This window comes from uncultured Acinetobacter sp. (assembly GCF_947624825.1).
Taxonomy (GTDB): domain Bacteria; phylum Pseudomonadota; class Gammaproteobacteria; order Pseudomonadales; family Moraxellaceae; genus Acinetobacter.
In genome coordinates, this window is record NZ_CANQLZ010000032.1 from 1 (window position 1) to 23,653 (window position 23,653).

The window sequence follows — 23,653 nt, forward strand, 5'->3', positions numbered from 1 at the left end:
GGGGTATAGGTTGGTTTTTTCATCGGAATAGTCTCTCAGAATATTGAGTCTCCGACAAACCCGGTACGGTTCACATATTGAAAATGATTCAAAAAGTTGATTGATCCAAATGTCCAAACAATCCCGTTTCCTCTGTATTGGTGGTTTCTTAAACGGAACCCAAATTAAAGACCAAGGTGACCACTTTATCTGTGTTGAAAAAGGTAAAAACGTTACCTACAGCAAAAAAGAAATCTTCCATCCTGATTCATGGGATCATGATTACTATGTTTGTGAATCCACAACAGACCAACAAGCTCGTAATTGGGTTTATGACATTAAGCCTAAATAACCCTGAAATTTAAGCGTTTTTATAAATTTTAGACAATAAAAAGCCCCATGGTTAGGGGCTAGTCGTATACAGATCTAAGCTGCATACTGTAAGAGGCTCATCTCATACTGCGTGCATTAAAACATAAGCTTGGCGAAAAGACTATCTTAAATTGCCAAAACTTCACCTTGCTCAAGCTTAGGCAGAAAACAAAGCATATTACTGGGTAAAATAATGATCTTGATGCTTACAGTTGCGGCAGCTGAGTGTGACATAGTCTTCGGCATCATAATCTACGCTTAATTCATTAGAGCCACAGTGCATACAGCGTTTTTCGGCATAGAACTTTAAACGCGGTTCAATTTTTTTCCATGAACGCCACATGGGTTGTACAAAGATGGTCTCGTCATAGCCTAAAAAACGGAAAAATAAAATCTCGCTCATACGGCTTAATGGTAAATTTTGCGGGCGCGGTAGGGTAGAGGTTTCCCAACGCTCACGTACAGCACGTTCACGATATTGCTGTAGGGTTTTTTTCAGCATATTGGTGTTAATAAAATTATCGTTACGTGGTTGTAAAATATTTTGTTGCTGTAAATAATCTAAAGCATTTTGAATTAAATAATAAATTTGTCCGACTGCCAGACTATCCATCAAGCGGTAGCAAAACATCTGAAAGGCATGATTACCTGCAAACATGATTTTCCATGTCCGGCAATACATCTGAATAAATTGAATAATTTCTTGATACAGCAACAGATAAATTGCGTCTTTGACTTCTTCGCTGCTTTTAAATGGAATACCAAGCGATAAATTTTCATAAAACCAATGGCGTAATTGTTGCGTTACGCTAAATAAACTCGGCTCACTATAACCATCTAGACGTACATTAAGGTAATAGCGCTCGTTGTCAATACTGGCGTCGGGGTCAATTAAAATCTGTTGTTTTACCAAATGCTTAATAATGGCATTTTGAAATAAAAAATTAGGGCTGATATTTTGAAACTTTACCTCATCCCAATGAATGTATTCATCATGGCGGGTATGTTCTTGAATTTGCGGGTCTAATAATGCCAATAAAAATAACTTTTCTACAAATTTTAACTGATATAACTCAAGCTCGACGCTATCTTTATTGCGGCGTTGACCTTTACGATTTTCTTGTAAACGCGTGGCACGCATGGCTTTTTTACGCTCACCTAAACAGCTGTCACAATGGCAACTGTGCTGCGGCTCTTGAAACACACGATGCTGACAATGACTACATTCGTGGAAATTAATATCTTGATCAAATTGTTCAGCATCAATCCAATACATGGCGGCTTGACACAATGGACAAAATGCACTGGTATCTAAATTTTTTTGTAAAATATTAAAACTCATGAGGCAGTCGCACAGCATAAAGAACCTCGTGATTATACACAGATTTAAGCGTGCATCAGCATTGCCCTTATATACAAAATAGCCTAAGTTTAAGCGTGACAGCTATTCATTTCGCCTCAATCAACCCCCGCGATTATTTTGGCTTTTTTGCGCTAAATCATTGAAAATATGTTGTGCACACCCATATACATAGCAAACACAGCGCCTAAAACTTGACTTATGATCGAGTAAAAGCACATAAAACTCTGTAAATAGGATAAACAGCAACATGAATATTGCAGCAAACCCTGCGGTTGAAGCCGACCAAACCGTGTATTTAAAAGACTACCAAATTCCAAGTTTTTTGGTGGATGCTGTGGATTTAAATATCCAAGTGTTTGCTGATTATACTCGTGTCACTGCCAAGCTTAAGATGCAACGTCAAAGTGCAGGCGACTTGGTGTTATTGGGTCGTGATTTAAGCTTAGAATCGATTACTTTAAATGGCACGCCACTGACTTCAGATGCCTATCAATTAGATGCCGAGCAATTGGTGATTCAAAATGCACCTGAGCAGGTCATGCTAGAAACTGTGGTGCTGATTCATCCTGAGAGCAATACTCAATTAGAAGGCTTGTATCAAGCCGCAGATGATTTATTTGTCACCCAAAATGAACCAGAAGGTTTTCGTAAAATTACCTTTTATCCTGATCGTCCAGATGTTTTGTCGGTATTTACCACACGTGTGGAAGCCGATAAAAAATTCCCAGTTTTGCTTGCCAACGGTAACTTGATTGAAAAAGGCGAAGCGGGCGAAGGTCGTCATTATGCCATTTGGCAAGACCCAACCAAAAAGCCAGCCTATCTTTTTGCTTGTGTGATTGGTGATTTAGCCATTTTAAAAGACAGTTATGTCACTTCTGAAGGTCGTAATGTTGCTTTAGAGATTTATGCTGAAGAAAAAGACATTCCAAAATGTCACATTGCCATGCAAGCACTCAAACATTCTATGCGTTGGGATGAAGAGCATTACGGCTTACCATACGATTTAGATATTTATATGATTGTGGCGACCAGTGCATTCAATATGGGTGCCATGGAAAACAAAGGTTTAAATATCTTTAATACCTCATGTGTATTGGCCGATGAAGAATTTACCACCGATGCTGCGATTATGCGGGTGCAATCCGTGATTGCGCATGAATATTTCCATAACTGGACAGGTAACCGTATTACGTGCCGTGATTGGTTCCAATTGTGCTTAAAAGAAGGTTTAACGGTTTTCCGTGATCAATCTTTCTCTGAAGATTTACAATCGGCTGCGGTACAACGTATTGATGATGTTGCGGTTTTAAAAGCGCATCAATTCCCTGAAGATTCAGGTCCATTATCGCACCCACCACGCCCTGACCATTTTGTGGAAATTAATAACTTCTATACCGCAACTGTGTATGAAAAAGGTGCGGAAATTAACCGCATGATGGCAACGCTTTTGGGTAAAGAAAAATTCCGCGCGGGCACAGACGAATACTTTAAACGCCATGATGGTCAAGCAGTAACCGTTGAAGATTGGGTGGCAGCACTCACGGCAGGCTCAGGTGTGGATTTATCGGCATTTTTAACGTGGTATAACCAACCAGGTACGCCAAAACTTGAAGCGAAAGGTGAATATGATGCAGATGCGCAAAGCTATACTTTAAGCTTGAAACAAAGCCTCAAAGCCCATGCCAAATATCCAAACTTAAAAGCTGTTCCAATGCCAGTGGCTTTGGCATTGTTTGATGCCGTAACAGGTGAGCAATTGGTTTTAAATTCAGACAGCTTGTTTGAAAATGGCGTAAAAGATGGTGTGTATCTGTTTGATCAAGCCGAAGCCAGCATTGATTTTAAAGATGTCAAGGTTAAACCAGTGGTATCGTTACTGCGGAATTTCTCAGCGCCAGTCGATTTAGAGTTTAACTATTCAGATCAAGATTTAGCATTTTTGCTGCAACATGAAACCAATGGTTTTAACCAATGGCAAGCAGCGCAAACTTTGCTGGAAAATATCTTACTCAAAGACCATAAGGCTCAAGTTTATTTAGATGCGATTAGTTCGCCTCAATTGTTACCACAATTGGTGAATACGGATCCTTTATTGGCATCGCGTTTACTCGATGTTCCATCGGAAGGCTATTTAGCCAGTCGTATTGATGCAGACTATAATCCGTTAGTGATTCAAGCAAAACGTGAAGCCTTGTTAAATGCAATAGCCCAAGCATGTAAAGGTTTTTGGAAAAATATTGATCAAGAACTTCAAGCACCTGCTGAATTTAGCCAAGCCATGGGAGTGCGTGCATTAAAAAATATTGCCTTCGCTATGATGGTACGTCAGGGTGATGAGTCTGCATTTGATTTGGCTTATGATAAATTTAAAAGCACAGGCAACATGTCTGAGCGTTTAGGTGCGCTTAAAGTCTTGGTGTGGAATGATGCACCGCAAGCTGAAAAAGCATTAATTGATTTTTACTTGCGCTTTAAAGATGAAGCATTGGCCATGGATCAGTGGTTTATGATTCAAGCAGCTCATCCAAAAGCAGATGCAGAAACCATTGCTTATTTAACTTCGCATCCTGATTATGACTTGGGTGTGCCAAACCGTATTCGTGCTGTATCAGGCGGTTTAAATGCCAATCCTGTGAATGCTTGGAGCTTTGGTGTTCAACATTTTATTGAACTTGCACGTTATTTGGATGAGAAAAATCCGATTGTCGGCTCACGTTTATTACAAGTGTTGTCACGTTGGTACACTTTGGCTGAACCGCAACGTAGCCAAGTTAAAGCACAACTCGAAGCGCTGCAGCCTTTAGTGAAATCTAAAAATGTGACTGAAACTTTAAGCACCATGCTCAGTGTTGCATAAAAACGCTTAACATATAGCCCATCTTCGGATGGGCTTTTTTGTGCAAAAAATCTCGCTTTTTCAAATGTTTTACCTAAAATAGATCGCATTTAAAAATGCAGGCATGAAGCAATGCAAAAAATTTGGCTGTGGGGAGCTGTATTGGCAGCAATAGGATTTGCAGCAATCAGTGGCATGCACTTAACATCAGCACCACAAGCCTATCCGCGTCAAGTTGTGCCAGCACAAGAACCGGGCAAATTTAGGGTATTGCCTTATTTACAACATCCCACCAGTGATGCAATGAGTATTTTATGGTTAAGTGAAAAAAATGCCATTGCTGAGTTGGAAGTTGAAGGTGTGGGTTATTTTTATTCTACGCCTGAATTGGCAACGGCCTTAGTCTATTCAGAGGCTGAAAAAAGCTATCTTCATAGTGAGCAAAATCTTGGACAATTGCATGCTGATCTAGCCGAAGATACTTTACCTACACTGCCGTATCGGCATCGTATTCGCGTGACTGGTTTGGCGGCCAATCAAGAGTATATTTATCATGTACGTCAGGCAGGTCAACCCACTTTTACTGCGCGTTTTAAAACAGCTCCCCATGTCGCTCAAGCCAGTCATATTCGTTTTGCAGTCATGTCAGATATGGAAACTCAGCCTGAGTCGACCGGTCATTTTACAACATGGGGACAATCTGACCCTAAGCAGCCTTTGGCGACCACGTATGAGAGCTTAAAGCGCCCTTATTTACTCGATCAAACCACAGGCTATCAACAAACCTTAAAAGCAGTGGCTGAATTTTCACCGCATTTGTGTTTGATTGCAGGGGATTTAACAGCCAAAGGTGGCCGACAATTAGATTGGGATGAATTTTGGCGTCATGTCGCAGGAGAGTGGGGGCAATTGGCCAGTCAAACGGCAATTTTACCTGTAATGGGCAATCATGATCTGTATTGGCATCCTGAGCAAGATGCGCCTTATCATGCCGAGGCAGTACAGCGTGCTTATCAAAAATGGCAAAGCTATTGGGAAGTGCCTGATAATCAAGCCAGTTTAGCCACTGCAAAGGGGCGGTATTATCGTATTGATTATGGTCCAGTCAGCATTATTGGCTTAGATTCCACCAATGGTGATGATCAAGATGTCACAAAAGACACCAATTTGCTGCTGAATGGGCAAGCGGCAGGCGTGCCAGATTTCAATCCTGGTTCTGAGCAATGGCAATGGGCCGAGCAACAATTACAGGATGCACAGGCCAAGGGTCAAATTATTTTTGTGCAATGGCACCATATGGCCTATGGTACAGGGCTACATAGCTTAGCCTCAGGTTGGGCGGGAATTGAGCATGGGCAAGATAAACATTCAGGGCAAGCCATGCGTGTCTATCATCCTTTAATGCGTCAATATGGCGTGGTTGCGGTATTTTCAGGTCACAATGAGTTATTGGAAACACTACAACTAGACGGTGTGCAATATTGGGATGTGGGTTTTTCAGGTGATGGTTTACGTGGACCTGGTGCACGCCCCATGACCGATGACATGCCGTTTGATCATTTACCACAACATGCCAAACACACGCATTGGAGTGCCCATGGCGATGCACCTGAAATATGGCAAGGACAAAAATTAATCAAAGGCGGTAAACATTATGGTTTTTTAGCGGTCAGTATTGCGCCTATCACGCATGCTGATGCACGTTATGAAATTACCATGCAGCCGCATTATTCATTGCCCATCTTAGATCAAACAGGTCAATTTACCGGTCATTTTAGCCAACAGCAGTATGCTAAGCAGGTGCGTGTGCTGCATAAATAATTGCAGAAAATACAAACTTTTACATTATAAAAAAGCCAATAAACTACAATGATTTGATCACTTTATCAACAATAAGAGTAGCCGCTATGTGGCATAAAATAAAATTGATTTTAGCTGATCCTGCAAAAAGTTTGTGGATTCACCCAACCCTTGGCGCCGTGTTTGCCGTGGTCTTTTCCTTAATGGCAAAATTGGGTGGTTATGTATTGCCCAGTGATGCCATTCCACATATTTCGGTAGATACCTTATCGGATTTACTAAATATTATTGCCTCAAGCATGCTTGCAGTCACCACGTTTTCTTTGTCGATTATGGTGTCTGCCTTAGCTTCAAGTTCCAATAGTGCCACGCCGCGTGCGCGTTTATTAATTATGGCAGACGACACTGCTCGTGTGGCAATTGCCTCATTTATTGCTGCGTTTATTTATTCAGTGATTGCCAAGATTGCTTTAAGCTTGGAGTATTACGGTCAAGCGGGACGTTTTATCTTATTTATTAGTACCATTTTGGTGTTGATGTATATCATCTTCACTTTAATTCGTTGGGTACATACTTTATCGCAATTGGGTTCATTAGGAGATGCCTTACAACGTATTGAAAAGGTGGCATCCACCACTTTGGCAACCTATCGTGCACAGCCAAATTTAGGTGCAACGCATGCACTACCCACCAAAGCACCTGATTTTGAAGTGCTGAGTTCGGCAACGGCGTATATCTCGGATTTAGATTTAGCCGGTTTAAATGAGATTGCTACAACGCATCAATTACATGTGCATATTCCAGAGCGTCCGGGTAAATTTATGGCCCGTGATTTGCCGGTATTACAAGTATATGCCCGACACGCGCTAGATAAAGACACCATCACCAGCATTAAGCAGCAACTTGGTGCGTGTGTATTGCAAGAAGCCAATCGTTGTTATCCACAAGATCCACGTTTAGGTTTATTGGTCATGAGCGAAGTGGGGCAACGTGCAATGTCGGCAGCCACCAATGACCCTGCTACAGCCATTAGTGTGCTCAACGCCTTAACGCGTGTCATTGTAGATACCCAAGCATCCAGCGATGATTTAGCCGAATATCAACATTTAAGTATCAGCCCAATGGATGAAGGTGCTTGGATTGAAAGTGTTTTTGCACCCATTGCGCGTGACTCGGTAAGTAATTTAGAAATTAATCAACGTTTCTTAAAATGTTTAGGGTTGATTGCGCAACATGCGCCAGAGCCTGCCTTGCGCCAAGCGGCACAGTATGAAGCCGAAGAAATTTTAAAACGTTGCTTAAAGAATTTTGCCGAACAGCTGGATTGCCAAAGGCTCCAAGAGTGCTTTGATGAAGCCTTTAGAAAAAACCCCTGAATCATCAGGGGGAGATGTTTAACCTTTTACAATTAACACCGGCAAAGGCGATTGCGTGAGCACATGTTGTGCCACGCTGCCTAACATGAGTTTTTGTAAACCCGTGCGACCATGCGAACCCATCATAATTAAATCAGCCCCCACTTCATCTGCAACATGAATAATACCTTCAGATGGGCTCATGCCACGAATCAGTTTAATATTCACGCTTAAACCATCGCGCTCCAAATTGGCTTTAATTTCATCGAGACGATTTTGTGCATTGCTCTCAGCTTGCATAAAATAATCGGTAATGGCGGGTGCAACTTTATAAAAATCTACCCCAACAAATGGATCCACTGCAATCACGCTCATGAGGGTGATTTGGGCTTTTAACTCTTGTGCTAAAACTGCTGCTTGTTCAACAGCAGCATAAGAGATAGGTGATTCATCAATCGCCACTAAAATATGTTGATAGGCTGTCATGGTGTACTCTTATGCTTTAATAATCATTACAGGTAATTCAGATTGACTCAACACGTCTTGGGCAAAACTGCCTAAGATGAATTTTTTTAAGCCAGTACGTCCATGTGAACCCATCACAATTAAATCGGCATCTAAATCATGCGCGCTTTCAGTGACCCCTTGTGCTGACACCACACCTTTCATAATTTTAATTTGGGCTTTACAACCCACCTGTTCGGCAATAGCAGCAGCTTCGGTCAGCGCTTGTTCGGCATTGGCATGTGCTTGAATAAAATACTCTTTCATAATGGATGAAGAATAATGAAAATCTACCCCTGTAAATGGGTCTTCGGCAATTAAGCTAATTAAGGTCAGTTGAGCGTTAAAACCTGTGGCCAATTGCGCGGCATGTTTAACCGCAGCCAAAGAAATGGCAGAACCATCAACGGGTACTAAAATATGTTGGTATGACATTGCTGTTATCCTTATAAAATTATGGTTATTGCATACTTTATACATAACATATTGTTAAAAATGAAACAATAATTAGTAATTAAATTTCAAATAATTAGCCTGAAAAAACGAGACTTAAAGCTAATCAAAATACTCAAGATTTAAACGCTTTATTTTGCTCAATTTTTAATGTGTGCTGAATAAAAAACCGATGTTTTAGCAACATCGGTTGAATTTTTTATTGCTTAAGATTTAAGCCACGACTTCTGTGTGGGCTGTGGCACTGGCAAGTAATTGGTGCAGCTGTTGGCGTGCTTTAATAAAGCCATCAATGCCACCTTGTAAGAGTTGACTTGCCATGAGGTCATGTTGCACCTCATTTTTAAAACTCAGCTCATCAATGAACACTGCGCCAAGGTCAGCTTCAACATGGCTTTGTGGGTTTAATAGACGCGGTACATCACATTCAGTTGCAGCAAGTTGTTGGAGTAAATTTGGTGCAACGGTGAGTAAATCACAGCCTGCTAAAGCTAAAACTTGCTCAATACTACGGAAACTTGCGCCCATCACTTCGGTTTTAACGCCGTGTTGTTTGTAGTATTGGTAAATCTGTTTGACAGATAAAACGCCGGGATCTTGTTCAATTGGGTAGTGCGCGACACCTTCGGCTTTTTTGTGCCAATCTAAAATACGTCCTACAAACGGCGAAATTAACGTCACACCGGCATCGGCACAGGCACGTGCTTGGGCTAAACCAAACAGTAAGGTTAAATTGCAGTGAATCCCTTGGGCTTCTAATACACGCGCTGCTTGAATGCCTTCCCAAGTGGAGGCAATTTTAATTAAGATCCGATCTTGTGCAATACCGTAATCTTGATACAGGGCAAGCAATTCTTTGGCTTTGGCAATGGTGGCATTTGTGTCATACGACAAAGCTGCATCCACTTCGGTGGATACACGCCCATCAATTAATTGTAAAATTTCAACGCCAAGTTTAACGGTCAAAATATCAATACTGCGTTCAATAAAAGCATCTTCTTGATAACCTTCACGGCGTGCTTGGGCAAACGCATCTTGAATCAGGGTTTGGTTGTCTGCTTGCATTGCAGCGGCAGTAATTAATGATGGATTGGTGGTTGCATCTAATGGACGTAAGGTGGCAATTGCATTTAAATCGCCGCTGTCGGCAACAATGGTGGTGAATTGTTGAAGTTGTGCTAAGGCTGTTTGTTTCATTGCTTTAATTCTTTATTGAGTGACCCTGTAGCTTTGTTATATAGCAAAAAATGCGTCTTTGCCAAGCCTTTAGCACAGCATTTGTTTCAATTAAAGTGGGTTTTTTCGGCAATTTTGTATGTTGTGGATTAAAAATTGTGCAGCTTGCCCTAAAAAACGGTCACTGCGCCACACCAAATCCATGAAGTAGGTGAGCTGTGGGCTAAAGTCACATAGCGGTAAAATCTTCAGTTGTGCTGCCAAATGTGGGTTTTCATGCAACATTTGGAGTGGCAAAATTCCCCAACCTAAGCCTTGTAAAATTAAGCGACAGGCTGAGTCATGGTGGTCGGTATGCCAGACCTCCTTAGAATAACTCAATTCAGGTAAACGCTCACGTTCACGGCTTGCCACCACAATTTGTCGGTGCTGTTGTAAGGCACTTAGTCCAATTGCGTGTTGTTGTGCCAAAGCATGCGAGATCGCTGCCACGGGCACTAAAGTTTGTGGTTCAACTTCTATAAACTGTTCCCCACTTTGTAATTGTTCACGTTCAAACATAAACGCCAACTGGGCACGACCACTGTTAAGCAGTTGTACTGCATCTTCTTGTGGGGAGTTTAAAATATTAATTTTAACGCTTGGAAATGCATGTGCCACCTGTGCTACATAATGAGGCCAATTGCTATATTGTAGCTCGGACACCACAGCAATGGTCAGTTCTGCTTCTACACCTTGACTCAAAGCGTGGGCATATTGTTGCCATGCGTGTAAATCAACCAACAGATGTAACGCTTTTTGATACAGGTGTTTGGCCGCAATCGTAGGAATCGGTTCACGACCCACACGTTCAAATAAAGTTAAGTTAAGGTCAATTTCTAAGTTGGCAATTGCCATACTCACCGCAGAAGGAACTTTGCCCAATTGGCGTGCAGCTGCAGAAAAAGAACCACATTCCATCACGGTTTTAAATAATATCAATTGGTCTTGGGTTAAGTTCATAGATAACCTATCAATAAAATTGAAATGATCTGACTTTATTTGTCAGAATTAAACACATAGTATGCCTGATGTTGAATGATGAATGAGACTTAAAAGCATGTGGTTGTCAAAACGTAGAATTGTGCATGCACTGACTTACGAAGTGATTTTATTGCTGATTATTGCGTTGGCGTTAAGTTTTATTTTTGAATTGCCTTTAGAGTTAACGGGTGGTTTAGGTATTGCTATGGCCATTACCTCAGTGTTGTGGAACATGGTATTTAACCACTATTTTGAAAAATTTGAAGCAAAGCGTGGTCTTACCCGTACAGTAAAGGTGCGTATTTTGCATGCGATAGGTTTTGAGGGTGGTTTAATGTTAGCCACTATTCCTATGGTCGCTTATGCCTTACAGATTAGTCTATGGCAAGCCATCATGTTGGATTTTGTCTTGACCTTATGTATTTTGGTATATACCTTTATTTTTCAGTGGATCTACGACCATATTGAAGCGCGATTTTTTGGCACACAATACAGTCATTAAAAAAAGCACCCTTAAAGGGTGCTTTTTTTATAGTTACTTTTCAACAATTGCCGTGACCCCTTGACCACCGGCGGCACAAATAGAAATTAAAGCGCGACCGGAACCGCGTTGAGCAATCAGTTTAGCAGCAGTGGCTAAAATACGCCCGCCTGTAGCTGCAAAAGGATGACCTGCCGCTAAAGATGAACCATGAACATTGAGTTTACGACGATCAATTGTGCCTAAAGGTGCATCTAAACCTAAACGCTGTTGACAGAAGGTCGGATCTTCCCATGCTTTTAAGGTAGATAAAACCTGTGACGCAAAAGCTTCATGGATTTCATAAAAATCAAAATCTTGTAAAGTTAAATTGGCACGTTGCAACATGCGGGGTAGCGCGTATGCAGGGGCCATGAGTAAACCTTCTTTTTTATTTACAAAATCAACCGCAGCTGTTTCGCTAAAACTTAAATAAGCCAAGATTTCATGTCCATTGGCTTGGGCCCATTCTTCTGAGGCAAGTAATACACACGACGCACCATCGGTCAGAGGGGTAGAGTTTCCTGCGGTCATGGTACGTGCATCGCCTTGACCAAACGTGGTTTTGAGTTTCGCCAATTGCTCAACGGTTGAATCTGGGCGTAAGTTATTGTCACGCTCTAGTCCTAAAAATGGGGTGACTAAATCATCAAAAAAACCTTGCTCATACGCGGCATGCATTTTTTGATGTGAGCTGGCGGCCAATTCATCTTGGGCTTCACGCGAAATGCCCCATTCTAAAGTGGTTAAGGCTTGATGATCCCCCATAGATAAACCGGTACGTGGTTCGCCATTACGGGGAGCATCCATTAAATCTTTCACATTAATTTTGGTTAAGGCCTGTAAACGGGCTTTGGCAGTTTTGGCAATGCTCAGTTCAAGTAAAGCTTTACGTAAGCCATCGCCTAAGGCAATTGGGGCATCAGATGTGGTGTCGACCCCACCGGCAATACCCACTTCAATTTGTCCAAGGGCAATTTTATTGGCCACTTGAAAGGCCGCTTGTAAGCCTGTAGCACATGCTTGTTGTAGATCATAGGCAGGGGTTTCAGGGGCAAGTTGAGTATTGAGCACACATTCGCGTGTCATATTAAAATCACGGCTATGTTTTAACACTGCACCGGCTGCTACCTCACCCAAGCGCTGTCCTTGTAGACCAAAGCGGTTAACCAAACCATTTAACGCGGCAGTGAGCATATCTATATTGGTGGCTTTAAAATAAGCACCATTTGAGCGTGCAAAAGGAATGCGGTTGCCACCTAAAATGGCCACACGGCGGATATTATTTTGTGTCATAGAAATTGTCCTAACAAGAAAAAGCGCATGGTGAAGTTATAAAGCTGCCCAAAGTCGCTGTGGTTGTTATTTTGCTTGACCTTAACATACTCTAAACGCCAAGAGCTTGACTATATGAATCGCTGTTTTTAATGCAAGCTTCGGTCATCAAATTGTAAGCTGGCGTATCCTCGATGTGAAAAATATAGATATTTTGCCCAATACATGCTTAATATCGTGCTCAAGAATAAATCAATTTAACATCGATACGATGCGAGAGAATTATCATGACAGATCAATATCAAAATTTTTCTCATTCTCCTCTTGGTCAATTTGTCACCAAAAATTTAGGTCTACCGCAACCGCCAAAATTACAACGTTTTGAACGAGCAACACCGGTTTTAGAAGGTGCGGTGTTATTTGGCGCTGCAGCTAACAGTGTTTTTGTGGCTAGCATCTCCCAAGTGTTGGCCAATATTCATGCCAATAGCTATGCAGGCAATAATCCACAATTACAACAGCTTGCTGCGCGTGTGGGCTTAAATTTAGGCGCTTTTAATGCTGGTGATAAAGAATCAAAATTTAAAGCGTTGATATTTGATGCATCTGGTATTGCGCAGAGTCAAGATTTACAACAGCTGTATGCATTTTTTCAGCCGCTGATGCGACAAGTGTCTGCTTCAGGACGCGTGGTGGTGGTGGGTTTAAATCCTCAGCAGGCCAAAACCGTTGCACAAGCCATTGCACAACGTGCTTTACAAGGTTTTGTAAAATCCTTAGCCAAAGAGCTTAAAAAAGGTATTACCGCACAATTACTCTATGTTGACCCAGATGCAGAAGGCAATATGGAGTCAAGTTTACGTTTTGTTCTGTCACCACGCTCTGCCTATGTATCCGGGCAGGTGCTACATATACAACACGCCCAAGTGCAACATATAGATTGGCAGCAACCACTGTTAGGTAAAACTGCGTTGGTTACAGGTGCAAGTCGTGGGATTGGCGCTGCGATTGCACAGGTGTTAGCCCGTGATGGTGCTCATGTGATTTGCTTAGACATTCCAGCTCAACAACAAGAATTACAAGTCATTGCCAATCAGATTCAAGGTTCAGCCTTGGCTTTAGATATTAGCCAAGCCAATGCTGGTATGGAGATTTTAGCTGCTGCCCAAAGTCAGGGTGGTTTAGACATTGTTGTACATAATGCTGGCATTACCCGTGATAAAACCTTGGCCAATATGCCACAGCAGGCTTGGGATTTGGTGCTTGACATTAATCTGAGCGCAATTGAACGTATCAACCATCATTTACTCAGTCATCAAGGTTTAAATGCGCAGGCACGCATGGTGTGTATTTCTTCAATTTCAGGCATTGCTGGCAATATGGGGCAGAGCAATTATGCCACCTCTAAAGCCGGTGTGATCGGTTTGGTAGAGTATACTGCACTCACCTTAACCCAAGGCATGACCATTAATGCGGTCGCCCCCGGTTTTATTGAAACGCAAATGACCGCTACTATTCCGTTTGCCATTCGTGAGGCAGGCCGACGCATGAACGCCATGAGCCAAGGTGGTTTACCTATAGATGTTGCCGAGGCGATTGCATTTTTTGCCCAACCGGCATCGGGTGGCTTAAATGGCAATGTATTACGGGTATGTGGACACAGTATTTTAGGTGCTTAACCTATTGCAAGGAAGACAGATATGATGACACGGCATTTTCAGCAATTGCCTAAAGCTTATGTGGCGTATCCTAAGCTAATACAAGCAATGCTTAAAAAGAACAGCCATCAACCGGTATTGCCTGAACTTGAGTATGTGGTGGATCAGCTGCATGTGGATGTCAAGCATTTGCGCCGTTATCAAGCTTTGACCGGTTTTGCCACTACGCAGCAGGTGCCGGCATTGTATATGGCAATGTTATCGCAAAGTTTACAAATGCACATGATGAGTGTGGCAGAATTTCCCTTTCAAGTGTTGGGCTTGGTGCATATTGCCAATCAGCTTGAGCAGTTACGTCCGGTATTGGCACATGAAGTGATGCAATTGTCGTGTCGTTTTGGGACACTTTCGCCGCATGCCAAAGGATTGGCATTTGATTTTATCACTGAAGTTAAAATTGACCATCAAGTGGTCATTCGCGCGCGTAGCCGATATTTATCTTTGCAAAAAGGCGGCTCGCGTGCGCATAAAGTAGCTGAAGCCTTACAATATGTATATTTGCCCAAAGATGAATGGCAAGTGGCGGAAAATATCGGACGCCAATACGCTTTGCATTCAGGCGATTTTAATTTAATTCATTTGCATCGCTTGAGTGCCAAAGCCTTTGGTTTTAAGCGTGCCATTGCCCATGGTATGTGGAGTAAGGCTCAAGTTCTATCTCGCTTGGAACTTCCCAAGGCTTATTGTGTGGTTGTTGAGTTTAAATTGCCGATCTATTTACCATCACGGGTGGAATTACTAACTGCACAAAATGGCAATTTGGCTTTTTTACTGCGCAATACCCAAGATCATAAACCACATATCACTGGAATATTGAGTGAAATGTAAAGCAAAATAGATGTGAGTGCTTATTTGTTGTGCTATCTTGTGGGCGTTGATTTAATGGGTCAAGCCGCATGAAAAAGCCGATTCTTATTCCGTTGTTTGCAAGTTCTATGCTGCTGGTGGGTGGGTGTGAGGGTACAACCACCACGCAAGACAGCAGTGCAATGCAACAAAAAGTTCAACAAGCGCAGTGGGTGGGCAGCTATCAAGGCACAACCCCTTGCTTGGCCTGTATTTCACGTTGTCCTGATTGTCCGGGTATGGCGGTTGATTTAACTTTAAATCAAGATATGACCTATACCTTACGCCGTGAAAGTTTAAGCGGACATAACGACATTGAAACCTTAACAGGGGTGATGCGTTTTTATGATGAGGCACAAACTCAACTAGAATTGGTGAATGTTAAAACCCGTAATTTACTGGTGGTTGACACCCAAAATAAATTGCTTGAAATTCGTGAAGATCTAACTGGCAATGCTTATGTTGCAGTGGATGATTTTACTTTAGAGCAACCCACCAAGGTGCAGTCTTAAAATTGACGCAGGCTGATCACAGATCAGCCTTTTTATTGGCGCTCGGTGATGATCTGATTCACTAATGCGGTAAAAAACAGTATGCTAGTTGCTGCAAGAAGGAGCATACATGTATCAAGTATTGGCGCGTAAATATCGCCCGCGTAATTTTAATCAATTGGTCGGTCAAAACCATGTCTCACGCGCACTTACCAGTGCCTTAGAACGTGGCCGTCTGCATCATGCGTATTTATTTACCGGAACGCGTGGCGTGGGTAAAACCACCATTGCCCGTATTTTAGCCAAATGCTTAAACTGTGAAACAGGCGTAACCTCAACACCGTGTGAAGTCTGTCCAACCTGTGTGGCGGTCAATGAAGGTCGTTTTATTGATCTGATTGAAATTGATGCTGCATCACGTACCAAAGTTGAAGATACCCGTGAATTATTAGACAACGTACCTTATGCACCTACCCAAGGTCGTTTTAAAGTCTATTTAATTGACGAAGTGCATATGCTCTCAACGCACTCGTTTAATGCCTTATTAAAAACCTTAGAAGAACCCCCTGAGCACGTCAAGTTTTTATTTGCCACCACCGACCCACAAAAATTACCGATTACAGTGATTTCACGCTGTTTGCAATTTACCTTGCGACCTTTAGCGGTGGATGAAATTACTGACCATTTGGGTGAAATTTTAGCGCAAGAAGACATTCAGGTTGATCAAGATGCATTGTGGCAAATCGCCGAGTCGGCGCAAGGTTCAGTCCGTGATGCATTGTCATTAACCGATCAAGCCATTGCCTATGGGCAAGGTGCAATTCGTCATCAAGATGTTAAAGAAATGCTCGGTTTGATTGATCGCAGCATTATTTATGATCTGTTATTGGCGATTCATCAAAATCGTGCTGAGCGGGTCAGTCAGTTGTTGTTGCAATTTAGACAACAGGCTTTAGATGTATCGCAAGTTTTGGATCAACTGATTTCGACTTTACATGAATTGGCCTTGTTGCAATATTTACCTGATTTGGCTTTGAAATATAGCAACGAAATTAATCAAAAAATCACCCAATTGTCTAAGCTGATTGCTGCAGCTGATTTACAACTGTATTACCAAATTGCTTGTAAAGGGCGCGCTGAGTTGCAATGGGCAGTGACCCAAGAGCAAGGCTTTGAAATGTGCGTGCTGCGTTTATTGGCGTTTCGTCCTATGCAGCCGCATGAAGTGGTGCAACCTCATGTAGAAAATCATACGCAGAGCTTGCAACCTTTAGCAGCACAGCACGTTACACTTTCTGTGGAATCTGTGGAATCTGTGGAATCTGTGGAATCTGTGGAATCTGTGGAATCTGTGGAATCTGTGGAATCTGTGGAATCTGTGGAATCTGTGGAATCTAATGCAAACCAAGTGGTATTTGCAGCCAATGATCAACTGATGGATTTTGATTTAGGGCATAGCACAACACAAGCCCAGACTTTGCCTGATGAGGTGTTTTTTTTAGCGCCAGAAACAGGCACTGAACCCATAGAGCACTTAAGCGATGTGGCACAACGTGAAGTCGCACATGAACCTGATGTCTTGGCTGTTGCAGAAAGTCCAAAGCTTGTTGCAGCATCACAGGTGTTTGATACACATCAGATGCCGCAAGACATTCTACAAGTGCCCAAACAAGAGTTAAGCGGTGAATGGACACTAGAAAAATGGGAATATTGGTTTAGACACTCTGATTTAAGCCCGGCACTACAAGAATTAGCGCAGCATGGCTTAATGCAAGGTCAGATTGATGCTGACTCAGTTTTTATGATTTCACCCCAATACGAACAATTATTAAGTTCGCTGCACAGCCATTTAGAGCATGCTTTAAAACAAATTTGGCCAAATACGCGTTTTAGCATTCAATATCAAGAGATGAGTGCCACAACGCCTTATCATGTGCAAGCCAAGCGTAAACAGTTGGCACAGCAACGCGCCGTGGATTTATTGCAGCATGAACCTGTGATTAAAGCATTGATTAAGCACTTTGATGCCAGTTTAGACAACGTCGAAATTAAATAGCACTTTTGATGAGTTGCTCTACCAACTGACTTAAGCCTTGGGTCGCACTCAGCGCAATCTTTTCATATTGTGCAGGTAAATGCTGTGCTTGAGCGTTTGGGTCAATATAGTAGGCTTGGGCATTGGCTGGAACATGATGAATCAAGCCTGCAACAGGATAGACTTTTAAACTGGTGCCAATCACCACAAAAATATCAGCCTGTTGCACCGTGCGTTCTGCCTCACTATAAGCCGGTACATCCTCACCAAACCATACCACGTGTGGGCGTAGCGGATAACCTTGTGGGCAGCGGTCACGTTGTAGATCTAAATGATCACCTTGAATCGGGTAAAGAAGGTCAGGGTTTGCGTTGGGGGCTGAGCTTTTGGCAAAGCGAATGTTGCCGTGTAAATGTAAGACTTGACCACTGCCTGCACGTTCATGTAAATCATCAATATTTTGAGTAATGATGTGTACCTCAAAATACTGTTCTAACTTTGCAATCAAATGATGTGCAGCATTTGGCTGAGCCTGTAAGATATTTTTACGCCGTGCATTATAAAAACGTTGTACCAATTCAGGGTTTTTTGCCCAAGCGCCTGGTGTTGCCACATCTTCAACACGATGTTGCTCCCATAAGCCATCACTGTTGCGAAAGGTTTGAATACCACTTTCGGCACTCATGCCAGCACCTGAAAATACCACTAATTTTTGCATTGCGGTTACTCCACCACGGTTTTTAACCATTGTACAAATTTTGCCAATAATGGCGAGGCATCACCGTCGGCATGAATTAAATAATAACTGCGACTGCCATGTAATTGATGTGGGGATGCAATCACTAAGCTACCATCTTTAAGTTCCTTTTCAAGCAGCATTTGTGGAATGAGTGCCATACCCATATGGTGTGTCGCAGCCACAGCGAGCATCGAAAATAACTCATGCCGTTGTCCGTCATAGGGGGTGGGGTGCAACATACTTGCACTATGAAACCATTCTTGCCAAATACTTGGACGCGTGGTTTGTTGCAACAATGGCAATTGGGTTAATTGTTCGGCAGTTAAATCATATTGACCTTGTGCGTTGGGTTGTGCATTGGGAAAATAATCTTGAATTAAACTGGGTGAACACACCGCAATCACATCTTCAGGCATTAAAAAATGATGTTGAATCCCCGGCCATTGCTGGACTTGTTGTGGAGTACCTGCGTAAATGGCGGCATCAAACATATTGTCATGAAATAAAAAAGGTTTAGTACTGGTGGCCAAATGAATAACGATTTCAGGATGCAATTGGTTAAAGGCTTGTAATTGAGGTAAAAGCCAACGCGTGGCAAAGGTGGGTACTACACCAATTTTTAAGGTTCCACCTAAGCCTTTATGCGCCATTAGATCTAAAGTTGCGCGCTCTAAGCCCTCTAAATAGGGTTGAATACGTTGATAATACTGTTGACCTGCGGGGGTGAGTTCTACGCCATAACGTGTGCGATGAAAGACACTCAGTTGTAAAAATTCTTCTAAATGCTGAATTTGCCGTGATACTGCACTTTGGCTCATAAATAGCTCTTGGGCGGCGTGGGTATAGCTTAAATGCCGCGCGGCAGCGCTAAAACACAATAAACTTTGTAAAGGGGGGATTTGTCGGCGCATGTAAGATTCTCATGTTTAGATATGCGTATTTATGTCATTTTTAGTGCATTTTAACCCATAAATTGCTTTAAGGTATGTGTTATGTGCATAGCTACATGCAAAATTATCGTTTGAATAAAAGCGCACTTTTGCACTACGATCAACTTAAATAATCAAAACATGATCAAGCGCAGAGGATGCAATGAATCAAATGCTTAACCCTAAAAAAACTAAAGTTCAATTCAATTGGCAGGATCCATTCTTAATTGAACAACAACTGACTGAAGAAGAACGTATGATCCGCGATACAGCACATGCGTATTGCCAAGATCGTTTACAACCGCGTGTCTTAGAACAATTTCGTCATGAAAAAACCGATGCCACGATTTTTCGTGAAATGGGTGAATTGGGTTTATTGGGTCCAACCATTCCAGAACAATATGGCGGTGCAGGCTTAAACTATGTCAGCTATGGTTTGGTGGCACGTGAGATTGAATATGTTGATTCAGGCTACCGCTCGATGGCAAGTGTGCAAAGCTCGTTGGTTATGGTACCGATTAACGAATTTGGTTCAGAAGAACAAAAACAAAAATATTTACCAAAATTGGCAACGGGCGAATATATTGGCTGCTTTGGCTTAACCGAACCTGATCATGGTTCAGACCCGGGCAGTATGATCACGCGTGCTAAAAAAGTTGCTGGTGGCTACCGCTTAAGCGGTGCAAAAATGTGGATCACCAACAGTCCAATTGCCGATGTATTTGTGGTGTGGGCCAAAGAAGTATCTGAAGCTGGTCATGTGGGTGATATTCGCGGCTTTATTTTAGAAAAAGGTTGGGAAGGACTATCCGCACCGGCCATTCACGGAAAAGTGGGTTTACGTGCCTCAATCACGGGTGAAATCGTGATGGATGAGGTATTTGTTCCTGAAGAAAATGCCTTTCCTGAAGTGCGTGGTTTAAAAGGTCCATTTACCTGTCTTAATAGTGCACGTTACGGTATTGCATGGGGTGCCATGGGCGCTGCAGAATTTTGCTGGCACACCGCACATCAATACACCATGGACCGTAAACAATTTGGTCGTCCATTGGCGGCTAATCAATTAATTCAAAAGAAATTGGCCGATATGCAAACTGAAATTGCCTTAGGTTTACAAGTGGCATTACGTTTTGGTCGTATGAAAGACGAAGGCATTGCAGCGGTTGAGGGCACGTCTTTAATTAAACGTAATAACTGTGGTAAGGCGCTTGAGATTGCGCGTTTAGCACGCGATATGATGGGTGGTAACGGCATTAGTGATGAGTTTGGTGTGGCGCGTCATTTGGTCAATTTAGAAGTGGTGAATACCTATGAGGGCACGCACGATGTGCATGCCTTAATTTTAGGTCGCGCACAAACGGGTATTGCTGCATTTTGTAATTAAATAACCTATATCTCAATTTAAAAAAAAGCAAGGTGTGCCATGAAGGCACGCCTTTAGGTCAATGTTGCCTAAAAAAGTTTATCTTGGGTAGATTAATACAATAAGGTCATGAAGACCGCCCATTGCCCAAGAGAACTCATTTGGGAAAATGAGGAATACAGATCATGGATTCGACTATAAAGTTACCGTCTAACGTCGGTACTGCACATAAAATTAATAAAAATACTTGGAAATTGGCTTTTATCTTCGCTTTCGTGTCTTTAGTGATTGATGGCGTGGACATTATGCTGTTGTCCTTTAGTTTAAGTAGCTTAAAAGCGGAGTTTGGTTTAACCACCTTTGAAGCGGGTATGCTAGGTAGTGCATCTTTAGCCGGCATGGCGTTGGGTGGTATTACTGGTGGTTGGGCCTGTGACAAATTTGGACGAGTCAAAACCATTGCATGGTCGGTGGTTTTTTTCTCGATCATGACCTGTGTATTGGGTTTTACCCAAACTTATGAACAGTTCATGATTTTGCGTTTTATTGGTGCTTTTGGTTTAGGTTCGTTATACATGGCTTGTAATACTTTAATGGCCGAATATGTCCCAACCAAATACCGCACCACGGTGTTAGGCACACTGCAAACGGGCCAAACGGTGGGTTATATCGTGGCAACCTTAATGGCTGGCGCCATTATTCCTGATCACGGTTGGCGTATGCTGTTTTATGTGACGATTATTCCGGCGGCATTTGCATTGTTCTTTATGCGTTTGGTGCCAGAACCTGCAGCATGGCAAGAAGCTAAAATTGAGCAGTTAAAACGTAAACAGTTGCAACTTGAAGTACCACAAGCCCAAGCGGTACAAGCACCTTCTGACAGTATTTACAAACGTATTTTTGGTCATCAACAGCATCGTAAAATGTTTTTACTGTGGATGGGTACAGCCGCGTTCTTGCAATTTGGCTATTATGGCGTCAATAACTGGATGCCGATGTATCTTGAAACCGAATTGAATATGAACTTTAAGTCACTGACTGGGTATATGGTGGGTGCCTATACCGCAATGATCTTAGGTAAAATTATTGCCGGTTATGCAGCCGATAAGCTTGGTCGCCGTGTGACTTTTGTGTTTGGTACAGTGACCACAGCCGCATTTTTACCGGTGATCATCTTCTTTAATACACCAGACAATATTGCTTATTTACTGATTACTTTTGGTTTCTTATACGGTATTCCATATGGTGTAAATGCCACCTATATGGCTGAAAGCTTCTCAACTGATGTCCGTGGTACAGCCATTGGTGGCGCCTATAACATGGGGCGTTTAGGTGCTGCGATTGCACCGGCCACCATTGGGATGATTGCCGCAGGTAGCTCATTTACCATGGCCTTTATTGTGATGGGCGCAGCGTACTTTATTGCAGGGGTGATTCCAGGTCTGTTGATTCGTGAGCGTCAATATGATCCACAACAATCAAAATTGGTGAAAACTGATGATGAGCCTGTAGAAATGCCACCTCCGGCGACGGCTACACCCGCCAACTTAAAATAACCACAGATCAAGTCAAGCTAAGCAGCTGCTTAGCTTGCAGGAGAACCTTATGGGTGCGTTACAAGGAATTCGAGTTTTAGATTTAAGCCGTGTTTTAGCAGGCCCTTGGTGTGGGCAGATCTTGGCAGATTTAGGCGCTGAAGTGATCAAAATTGAACGTCCACAGATCGGTGATGATACCCGAATGTGGGGCCCACCTTGGATGCCTAATGCACAAGGGCAAGCCACGCGTGAATCGGGATATTACCAATGTGCCAATCGCAATAAATACTCTGTGGCAGTGGATATCGCCTCAGCTCAAGGTCAAGAGATTATTCGTGAGATTGCCAAAACTGCCGATGTAGTGATTGAAAACTATAAAGCCGGTTCACTGGCAAAATATGGTTTAGATTATCAAAGCTTAAGCGCTTTAAATCCAAATTTAGTCTATTGTTCAATTACTGGTTTTGGACAAGATGGGCCACGTGCCGATGAACCCGGTTATGACTTTATTATTCAAGGTATGTCAGGCCTAATGAGCATTACCGGTGAAAAAGATGGTTTAGCTGGAGCCGGTGCGCAAAAGGTGGGTGTGGCGGTGGTAGATTTACAAACCGGTTTATATGCCACCATTGCCATTCAAGCAGCCTTGTTGGCACGTCAGCATACCGGACGTGGTCAATATATTGATTTATCTTTGTTGGATGTGCAGGTAGCAAGTCTTGCCAATCAAGGCATGAATTATCTCACCAGTGGTCAATCCCCTGTGCGTATGGGCAATCATCATCCTAATATTGTGCCGTATCAAACTTTTATGGCCGAAGACAAAGAATTTATTATTGCTTGTGGTAATGACAAACAATTTAAAGATTTATGCATTGCCATTGGTTTAAGTGACTTATTAGATCATCCTAAGTTTCAGCGTAATCAAGATCGTGTCAAACATCGGGTAGAGTTGGTGGCTATCTTGAGTGAGTATTTTAAAACCCAAACTGCTGAAACTTGGGTGAGTAAAATTCATGCGGTGAAAGTCCCCGTTGGCGTGATTAATTCTATTGAAGATGCCTTGGCTGAACCACAAATTCAACATCGTGGTTTGGTGGTCAATGTACCACATGGCTTAAATCCGGATTTTAAAGTGATTGGTTCACCCATTAAGCTTTCAGATACTCCAGTGCAATATCGGCATGCACCACCACAATTGGGCGAGCATACCGAGCAAGTATTAAGCGAGTTTTATAGCCCTGAGCAACTACAACAATTGCAACACGCAGGCATTATTGAAAGCTTAGAAACCCATGTGGCTACAGTGGCTTAACATCTGTTGTGATCAAGCAG

Annotated in this window: 19 protein-coding genes and 1 pseudogene; 12 read left to right on the forward strand and 8 right to left on the reverse strand. The window is 42.5% G+C overall.

Translation table 11 applies throughout. From position 1 onward, the window contains the following. The first annotated feature begins 109 nt into the window (after positions 1 to 109). Positions 110 to 331 carry a hypothetical protein gene (locus tag Q0017_RS08680; protein ID WP_298145446.1) on the forward strand — a complete coding sequence of 74 codons (222 nt, stop codon included), beginning with the start codon at positions 110 to 112 and terminating at the stop codon, positions 329 to 331. Positions 332 to 529: 198 nt separating this feature from the next. Here Q0017_RS08680 and Q0017_RS08685 read toward each other — a convergent pair whose 3' ends face one another. Next, positions 530 to 1,693 carry a hypothetical protein gene (locus Q0017_RS08685; protein ID WP_298145448.1) on the reverse strand — a complete coding sequence of 388 codons (1,164 nt, stop codon included), beginning with the start codon at positions 1,691 to 1,693 and terminating at the stop codon, positions 530 to 532. A gap of 268 nt (positions 1,694 to 1,961) precedes the next feature. Between Q0017_RS08685 and pepN the strand changes: the two genes are divergently transcribed. The 3 genes from pepN to Q0017_RS08700 all read left to right on the forward strand — a co-directional run bounded on the left by pepN (position 1,962) and on the right by Q0017_RS08700 (position 7,729). After that, a complete protein-coding gene (gene pepN, locus Q0017_RS08690) occupies positions 1,962 to 4,574 on the forward strand; it encodes an aminopeptidase N (protein ID WP_298145451.1) in 2,613 nt (870 codons plus the stop codon). A 111-nt stretch (positions 4,575 to 4,685) separates the two neighbouring features. After that, the gene (locus tag Q0017_RS08695; RefSeq protein ID WP_298145455.1) at positions 4,686 to 6,374 is read left to right on the forward strand and encodes a metallophosphoesterase; all 1,689 of its coding nucleotides are present in this window, start codon (positions 4,686 to 4,688) and stop codon (positions 6,372 to 6,374) included. 86 nt (positions 6,375 to 6,460) lie between these two features. Next, the gene (locus Q0017_RS08700) at positions 6,461 to 7,729 is read left to right on the forward strand and encodes a DUF2254 family protein (RefSeq protein WP_298145457.1); all 1,269 of its coding nucleotides are present in this window, start codon (positions 6,461 to 6,463) and stop codon (positions 7,727 to 7,729) included. Between the two features lie 18 nt (positions 7,730 to 7,747). Here the strand turns inward: Q0017_RS08700 and Q0017_RS08705 are convergent, their stop codons facing one another. The 4 genes from Q0017_RS08705 to Q0017_RS08720 all read right to left on the reverse strand — a co-directional run bounded on the left by Q0017_RS08705 (position 7,748) and on the right by Q0017_RS08720 (position 10,843). Next, positions 7,748 to 8,194: a universal stress protein gene (locus Q0017_RS08705; protein ID WP_298145460.1), complete on the reverse strand. Its 447-nt coding sequence runs from the start codon at positions 8,192 to 8,194 to the stop codon at positions 7,748 to 7,750. A 9-nt stretch (positions 8,195 to 8,203) separates the two neighbouring features. Then, complete coding sequence (locus tag Q0017_RS08710) at positions 8,204 to 8,647, reverse strand: universal stress protein (RefSeq protein WP_298145462.1); 444 nt, start codon at positions 8,645 to 8,647, stop codon at positions 8,204 to 8,206. Positions 8,648 to 8,878: 231 nt separating this feature from the next. Continuing rightward, positions 8,879 to 9,862, reverse strand: a complete 984-nt coding sequence (gene tal, locus Q0017_RS08715; RefSeq protein ID WP_298145464.1) for a transaldolase — start codon at positions 9,860 to 9,862, stop codon at positions 8,879 to 8,881. Positions 9,863 to 9,952: 90 nt separating this feature from the next. Beyond that, entirely contained in the window at positions 9,953 to 10,843 is an 891-nt protein-coding gene (locus Q0017_RS08720; RefSeq protein WP_298145467.1) for a LysR family transcriptional regulator, read from the reverse strand. A 97-nt stretch (positions 10,844 to 10,940) separates the two neighbouring features. Here Q0017_RS08720 and aceI point away from each other — a divergent pair, with 97 nt between their 5' ends. Further along, a complete protein-coding gene (aceI, locus tag Q0017_RS08725) occupies positions 10,941 to 11,366 on the forward strand; it encodes a chlorhexidine efflux PACE transporter AceI (RefSeq protein WP_298145470.1) in 426 nt (141 codons plus the stop codon). A gap of 33 nt (positions 11,367 to 11,399) precedes the next feature. Here the strand turns inward: aceI and Q0017_RS08730 are convergent. Continuing rightward, positions 11,400 to 12,683, reverse strand: a pseudogene (locus tag Q0017_RS08730) (acetyl-CoA C-acetyltransferase); the annotation flags it as partial. A gap of 263 nt (positions 12,684 to 12,946) precedes the next feature. Here Q0017_RS08730 and Q0017_RS08735 point away from each other — a divergent pair. The 4 genes from Q0017_RS08735 (at position 12,947) to dnaX (ending at position 17,770) form a co-directional block, all read left to right on the forward strand. Then, positions 12,947 to 14,338 carry a 3-oxoacyl-ACP reductase gene (locus Q0017_RS08735; RefSeq protein WP_298145473.1) on the forward strand — a complete coding sequence of 464 codons (1,392 nt, stop codon included), beginning with the start codon at positions 12,947 to 12,949 and terminating at the stop codon, positions 14,336 to 14,338. A 21-nt stretch (positions 14,339 to 14,359) separates the two neighbouring features. Beyond that, positions 14,360 to 15,205, forward strand: a complete 846-nt coding sequence (locus Q0017_RS08740; RefSeq protein ID WP_298145476.1) for a MaoC/PaaZ C-terminal domain-containing protein — start codon at positions 14,360 to 14,362, stop codon at positions 15,203 to 15,205. Between the two features lie 68 nt (positions 15,206 to 15,273). Beyond that, positions 15,274 to 15,735, forward strand: a complete 462-nt coding sequence (locus Q0017_RS08745) for a copper resistance protein NlpE N-terminal domain-containing protein (RefSeq protein WP_298145481.1) — start codon at positions 15,274 to 15,276, stop codon at positions 15,733 to 15,735. 109 nt (positions 15,736 to 15,844) lie between these two features. Then, positions 15,845 to 17,770, forward strand: coding sequence for a DNA polymerase III subunit gamma/tau (dnaX, locus tag Q0017_RS08750; protein ID WP_298145484.1), 1,926 nt, complete (start codon positions 15,845 to 15,847; stop codon positions 17,768 to 17,770). Here dnaX and Q0017_RS08755 read toward each other — a convergent pair. Beyond that, positions 17,763 to 18,467 (reverse strand): NAD-dependent deacylase, encoded by a 705-nt coding sequence (locus Q0017_RS08755; RefSeq protein ID WP_298145486.1) that lies wholly within the window; start codon positions 18,465 to 18,467, stop codon positions 17,763 to 17,765. The genes dnaX and Q0017_RS08755 overlap by 8 nt on opposite strands. A 5-nt stretch (positions 18,468 to 18,472) precedes the next feature. Next, a complete protein-coding gene (locus tag Q0017_RS08760) occupies positions 18,473 to 19,399 on the reverse strand; it encodes a LysR substrate-binding domain-containing protein (protein ID WP_298145488.1) in 927 nt (308 codons plus the stop codon). A 181-nt stretch (positions 19,400 to 19,580) separates the two neighbouring features. On the opposite strand from Q0017_RS08760, the gene Q0017_RS08765 reads away from it, so the two are divergent. The 3 genes from Q0017_RS08765 (at position 19,581) to Q0017_RS08775 (ending at position 23,633) form a co-directional block, all read left to right on the forward strand. Further along, the gene (locus Q0017_RS08765) at positions 19,581 to 20,801 is read left to right on the forward strand and encodes an acyl-CoA dehydrogenase (protein ID WP_298145491.1); all 1,221 of its coding nucleotides are present in this window, start codon (positions 19,581 to 19,583) and stop codon (positions 20,799 to 20,801) included. Between the two features lie 164 nt (positions 20,802 to 20,965). Continuing rightward, positions 20,966 to 22,336 (forward strand): MFS transporter, encoded by a 1,371-nt coding sequence (locus tag Q0017_RS08770; protein ID WP_298145494.1) that lies wholly within the window; start codon positions 20,966 to 20,968, stop codon positions 22,334 to 22,336. Positions 22,337 to 22,385: 49 nt separating this feature from the next. Beyond that, complete coding sequence (locus Q0017_RS08775) at positions 22,386 to 23,633, forward strand: CaiB/BaiF CoA-transferase family protein (protein ID WP_298145497.1); 1,248 nt, start codon at positions 22,386 to 22,388, stop codon at positions 23,631 to 23,633. Positions 23,634 to 23,653 lie beyond the last annotated feature (20 nt).

Bases quoted from the DNA above. Each gene is read 5' to 3' on its own strand.
- Q0017_RS08680 (WP_298145446.1), top strand. From the start codon at position 110: ATGTCCAAACAATCCCGTTTCCTCTGTATTGGTGGTTTCTTAAACGGA.
- Q0017_RS08685 (WP_298145448.1), bottom strand. From the start codon at position 1,693: ATGAGTTTTAATATTTTACAAAAAAATTTAGATACCAGTGCATTTTGT.
- pepN (WP_298145451.1), top strand. From the start codon at position 1,962: ATGAATATTGCAGCAAACCCTGCGGTTGAAGCCGACCAAACCGTGTAT.
- Q0017_RS08695 (WP_298145455.1), top strand. From the start codon at position 4,686: ATGCAAAAAATTTGGCTGTGGGGAGCTGTATTGGCAGCAATAGGATTT.
- Q0017_RS08700 (WP_298145457.1), top strand. From the start codon at position 6,461: ATGTGGCATAAAATAAAATTGATTTTAGCTGATCCTGCAAAAAGTTTG.
- Q0017_RS08705 (WP_298145460.1), bottom strand. From the start codon at position 8,194: ATGACAGCCTATCAACATATTTTAGTGGCGATTGATGAATCACCTATC.
- Q0017_RS08710 (WP_298145462.1), bottom strand. From the start codon at position 8,647: ATGTCATACCAACATATTTTAGTACCCGTTGATGGTTCTGCCATTTCT.
- tal (WP_298145464.1), bottom strand. From the start codon at position 9,862: ATGAAACAAACAGCCTTAGCACAACTTCAACAATTCACCACCATTGTT.
- Q0017_RS08720 (WP_298145467.1), bottom strand. From the start codon at position 10,843: ATGAACTTAACCCAAGACCAATTGATATTATTTAAAACCGTGATGGAA.
- aceI (WP_298145470.1), top strand. From the start codon at position 10,941: ATGTGGTTGTCAAAACGTAGAATTGTGCATGCACTGACTTACGAAGTG.
- Q0017_RS08735 (WP_298145473.1), top strand. From the start codon at position 12,947: ATGACAGATCAATATCAAAATTTTTCTCATTCTCCTCTTGGTCAATTT.
- Q0017_RS08740 (WP_298145476.1), top strand. From the start codon at position 14,360: ATGATGACACGGCATTTTCAGCAATTGCCTAAAGCTTATGTGGCGTAT.
- Q0017_RS08745 (WP_298145481.1), top strand. From the start codon at position 15,274: ATGAAAAAGCCGATTCTTATTCCGTTGTTTGCAAGTTCTATGCTGCTG.
- dnaX (WP_298145484.1), top strand. From the start codon at position 15,845: ATGTATCAAGTATTGGCGCGTAAATATCGCCCGCGTAATTTTAATCAA.
- Q0017_RS08755 (WP_298145486.1), bottom strand. From the start codon at position 18,467: ATGCAAAAATTAGTGGTATTTTCAGGTGCTGGCATGAGTGCCGAAAGT.
- Q0017_RS08760 (WP_298145488.1), bottom strand. From the start codon at position 19,399: ATGCGCCGACAAATCCCCCCTTTACAAAGTTTATTGTGTTTTAGCGCT.
- Q0017_RS08765 (WP_298145491.1), top strand. From the start codon at position 19,581: ATGAATCAAATGCTTAACCCTAAAAAAACTAAAGTTCAATTCAATTGG.
- Q0017_RS08770 (WP_298145494.1), top strand. From the start codon at position 20,966: ATGGATTCGACTATAAAGTTACCGTCTAACGTCGGTACTGCACATAAA.
- Q0017_RS08775 (WP_298145497.1), top strand. From the start codon at position 22,386: ATGGGTGCGTTACAAGGAATTCGAGTTTTAGATTTAAGCCGTGTTTTA.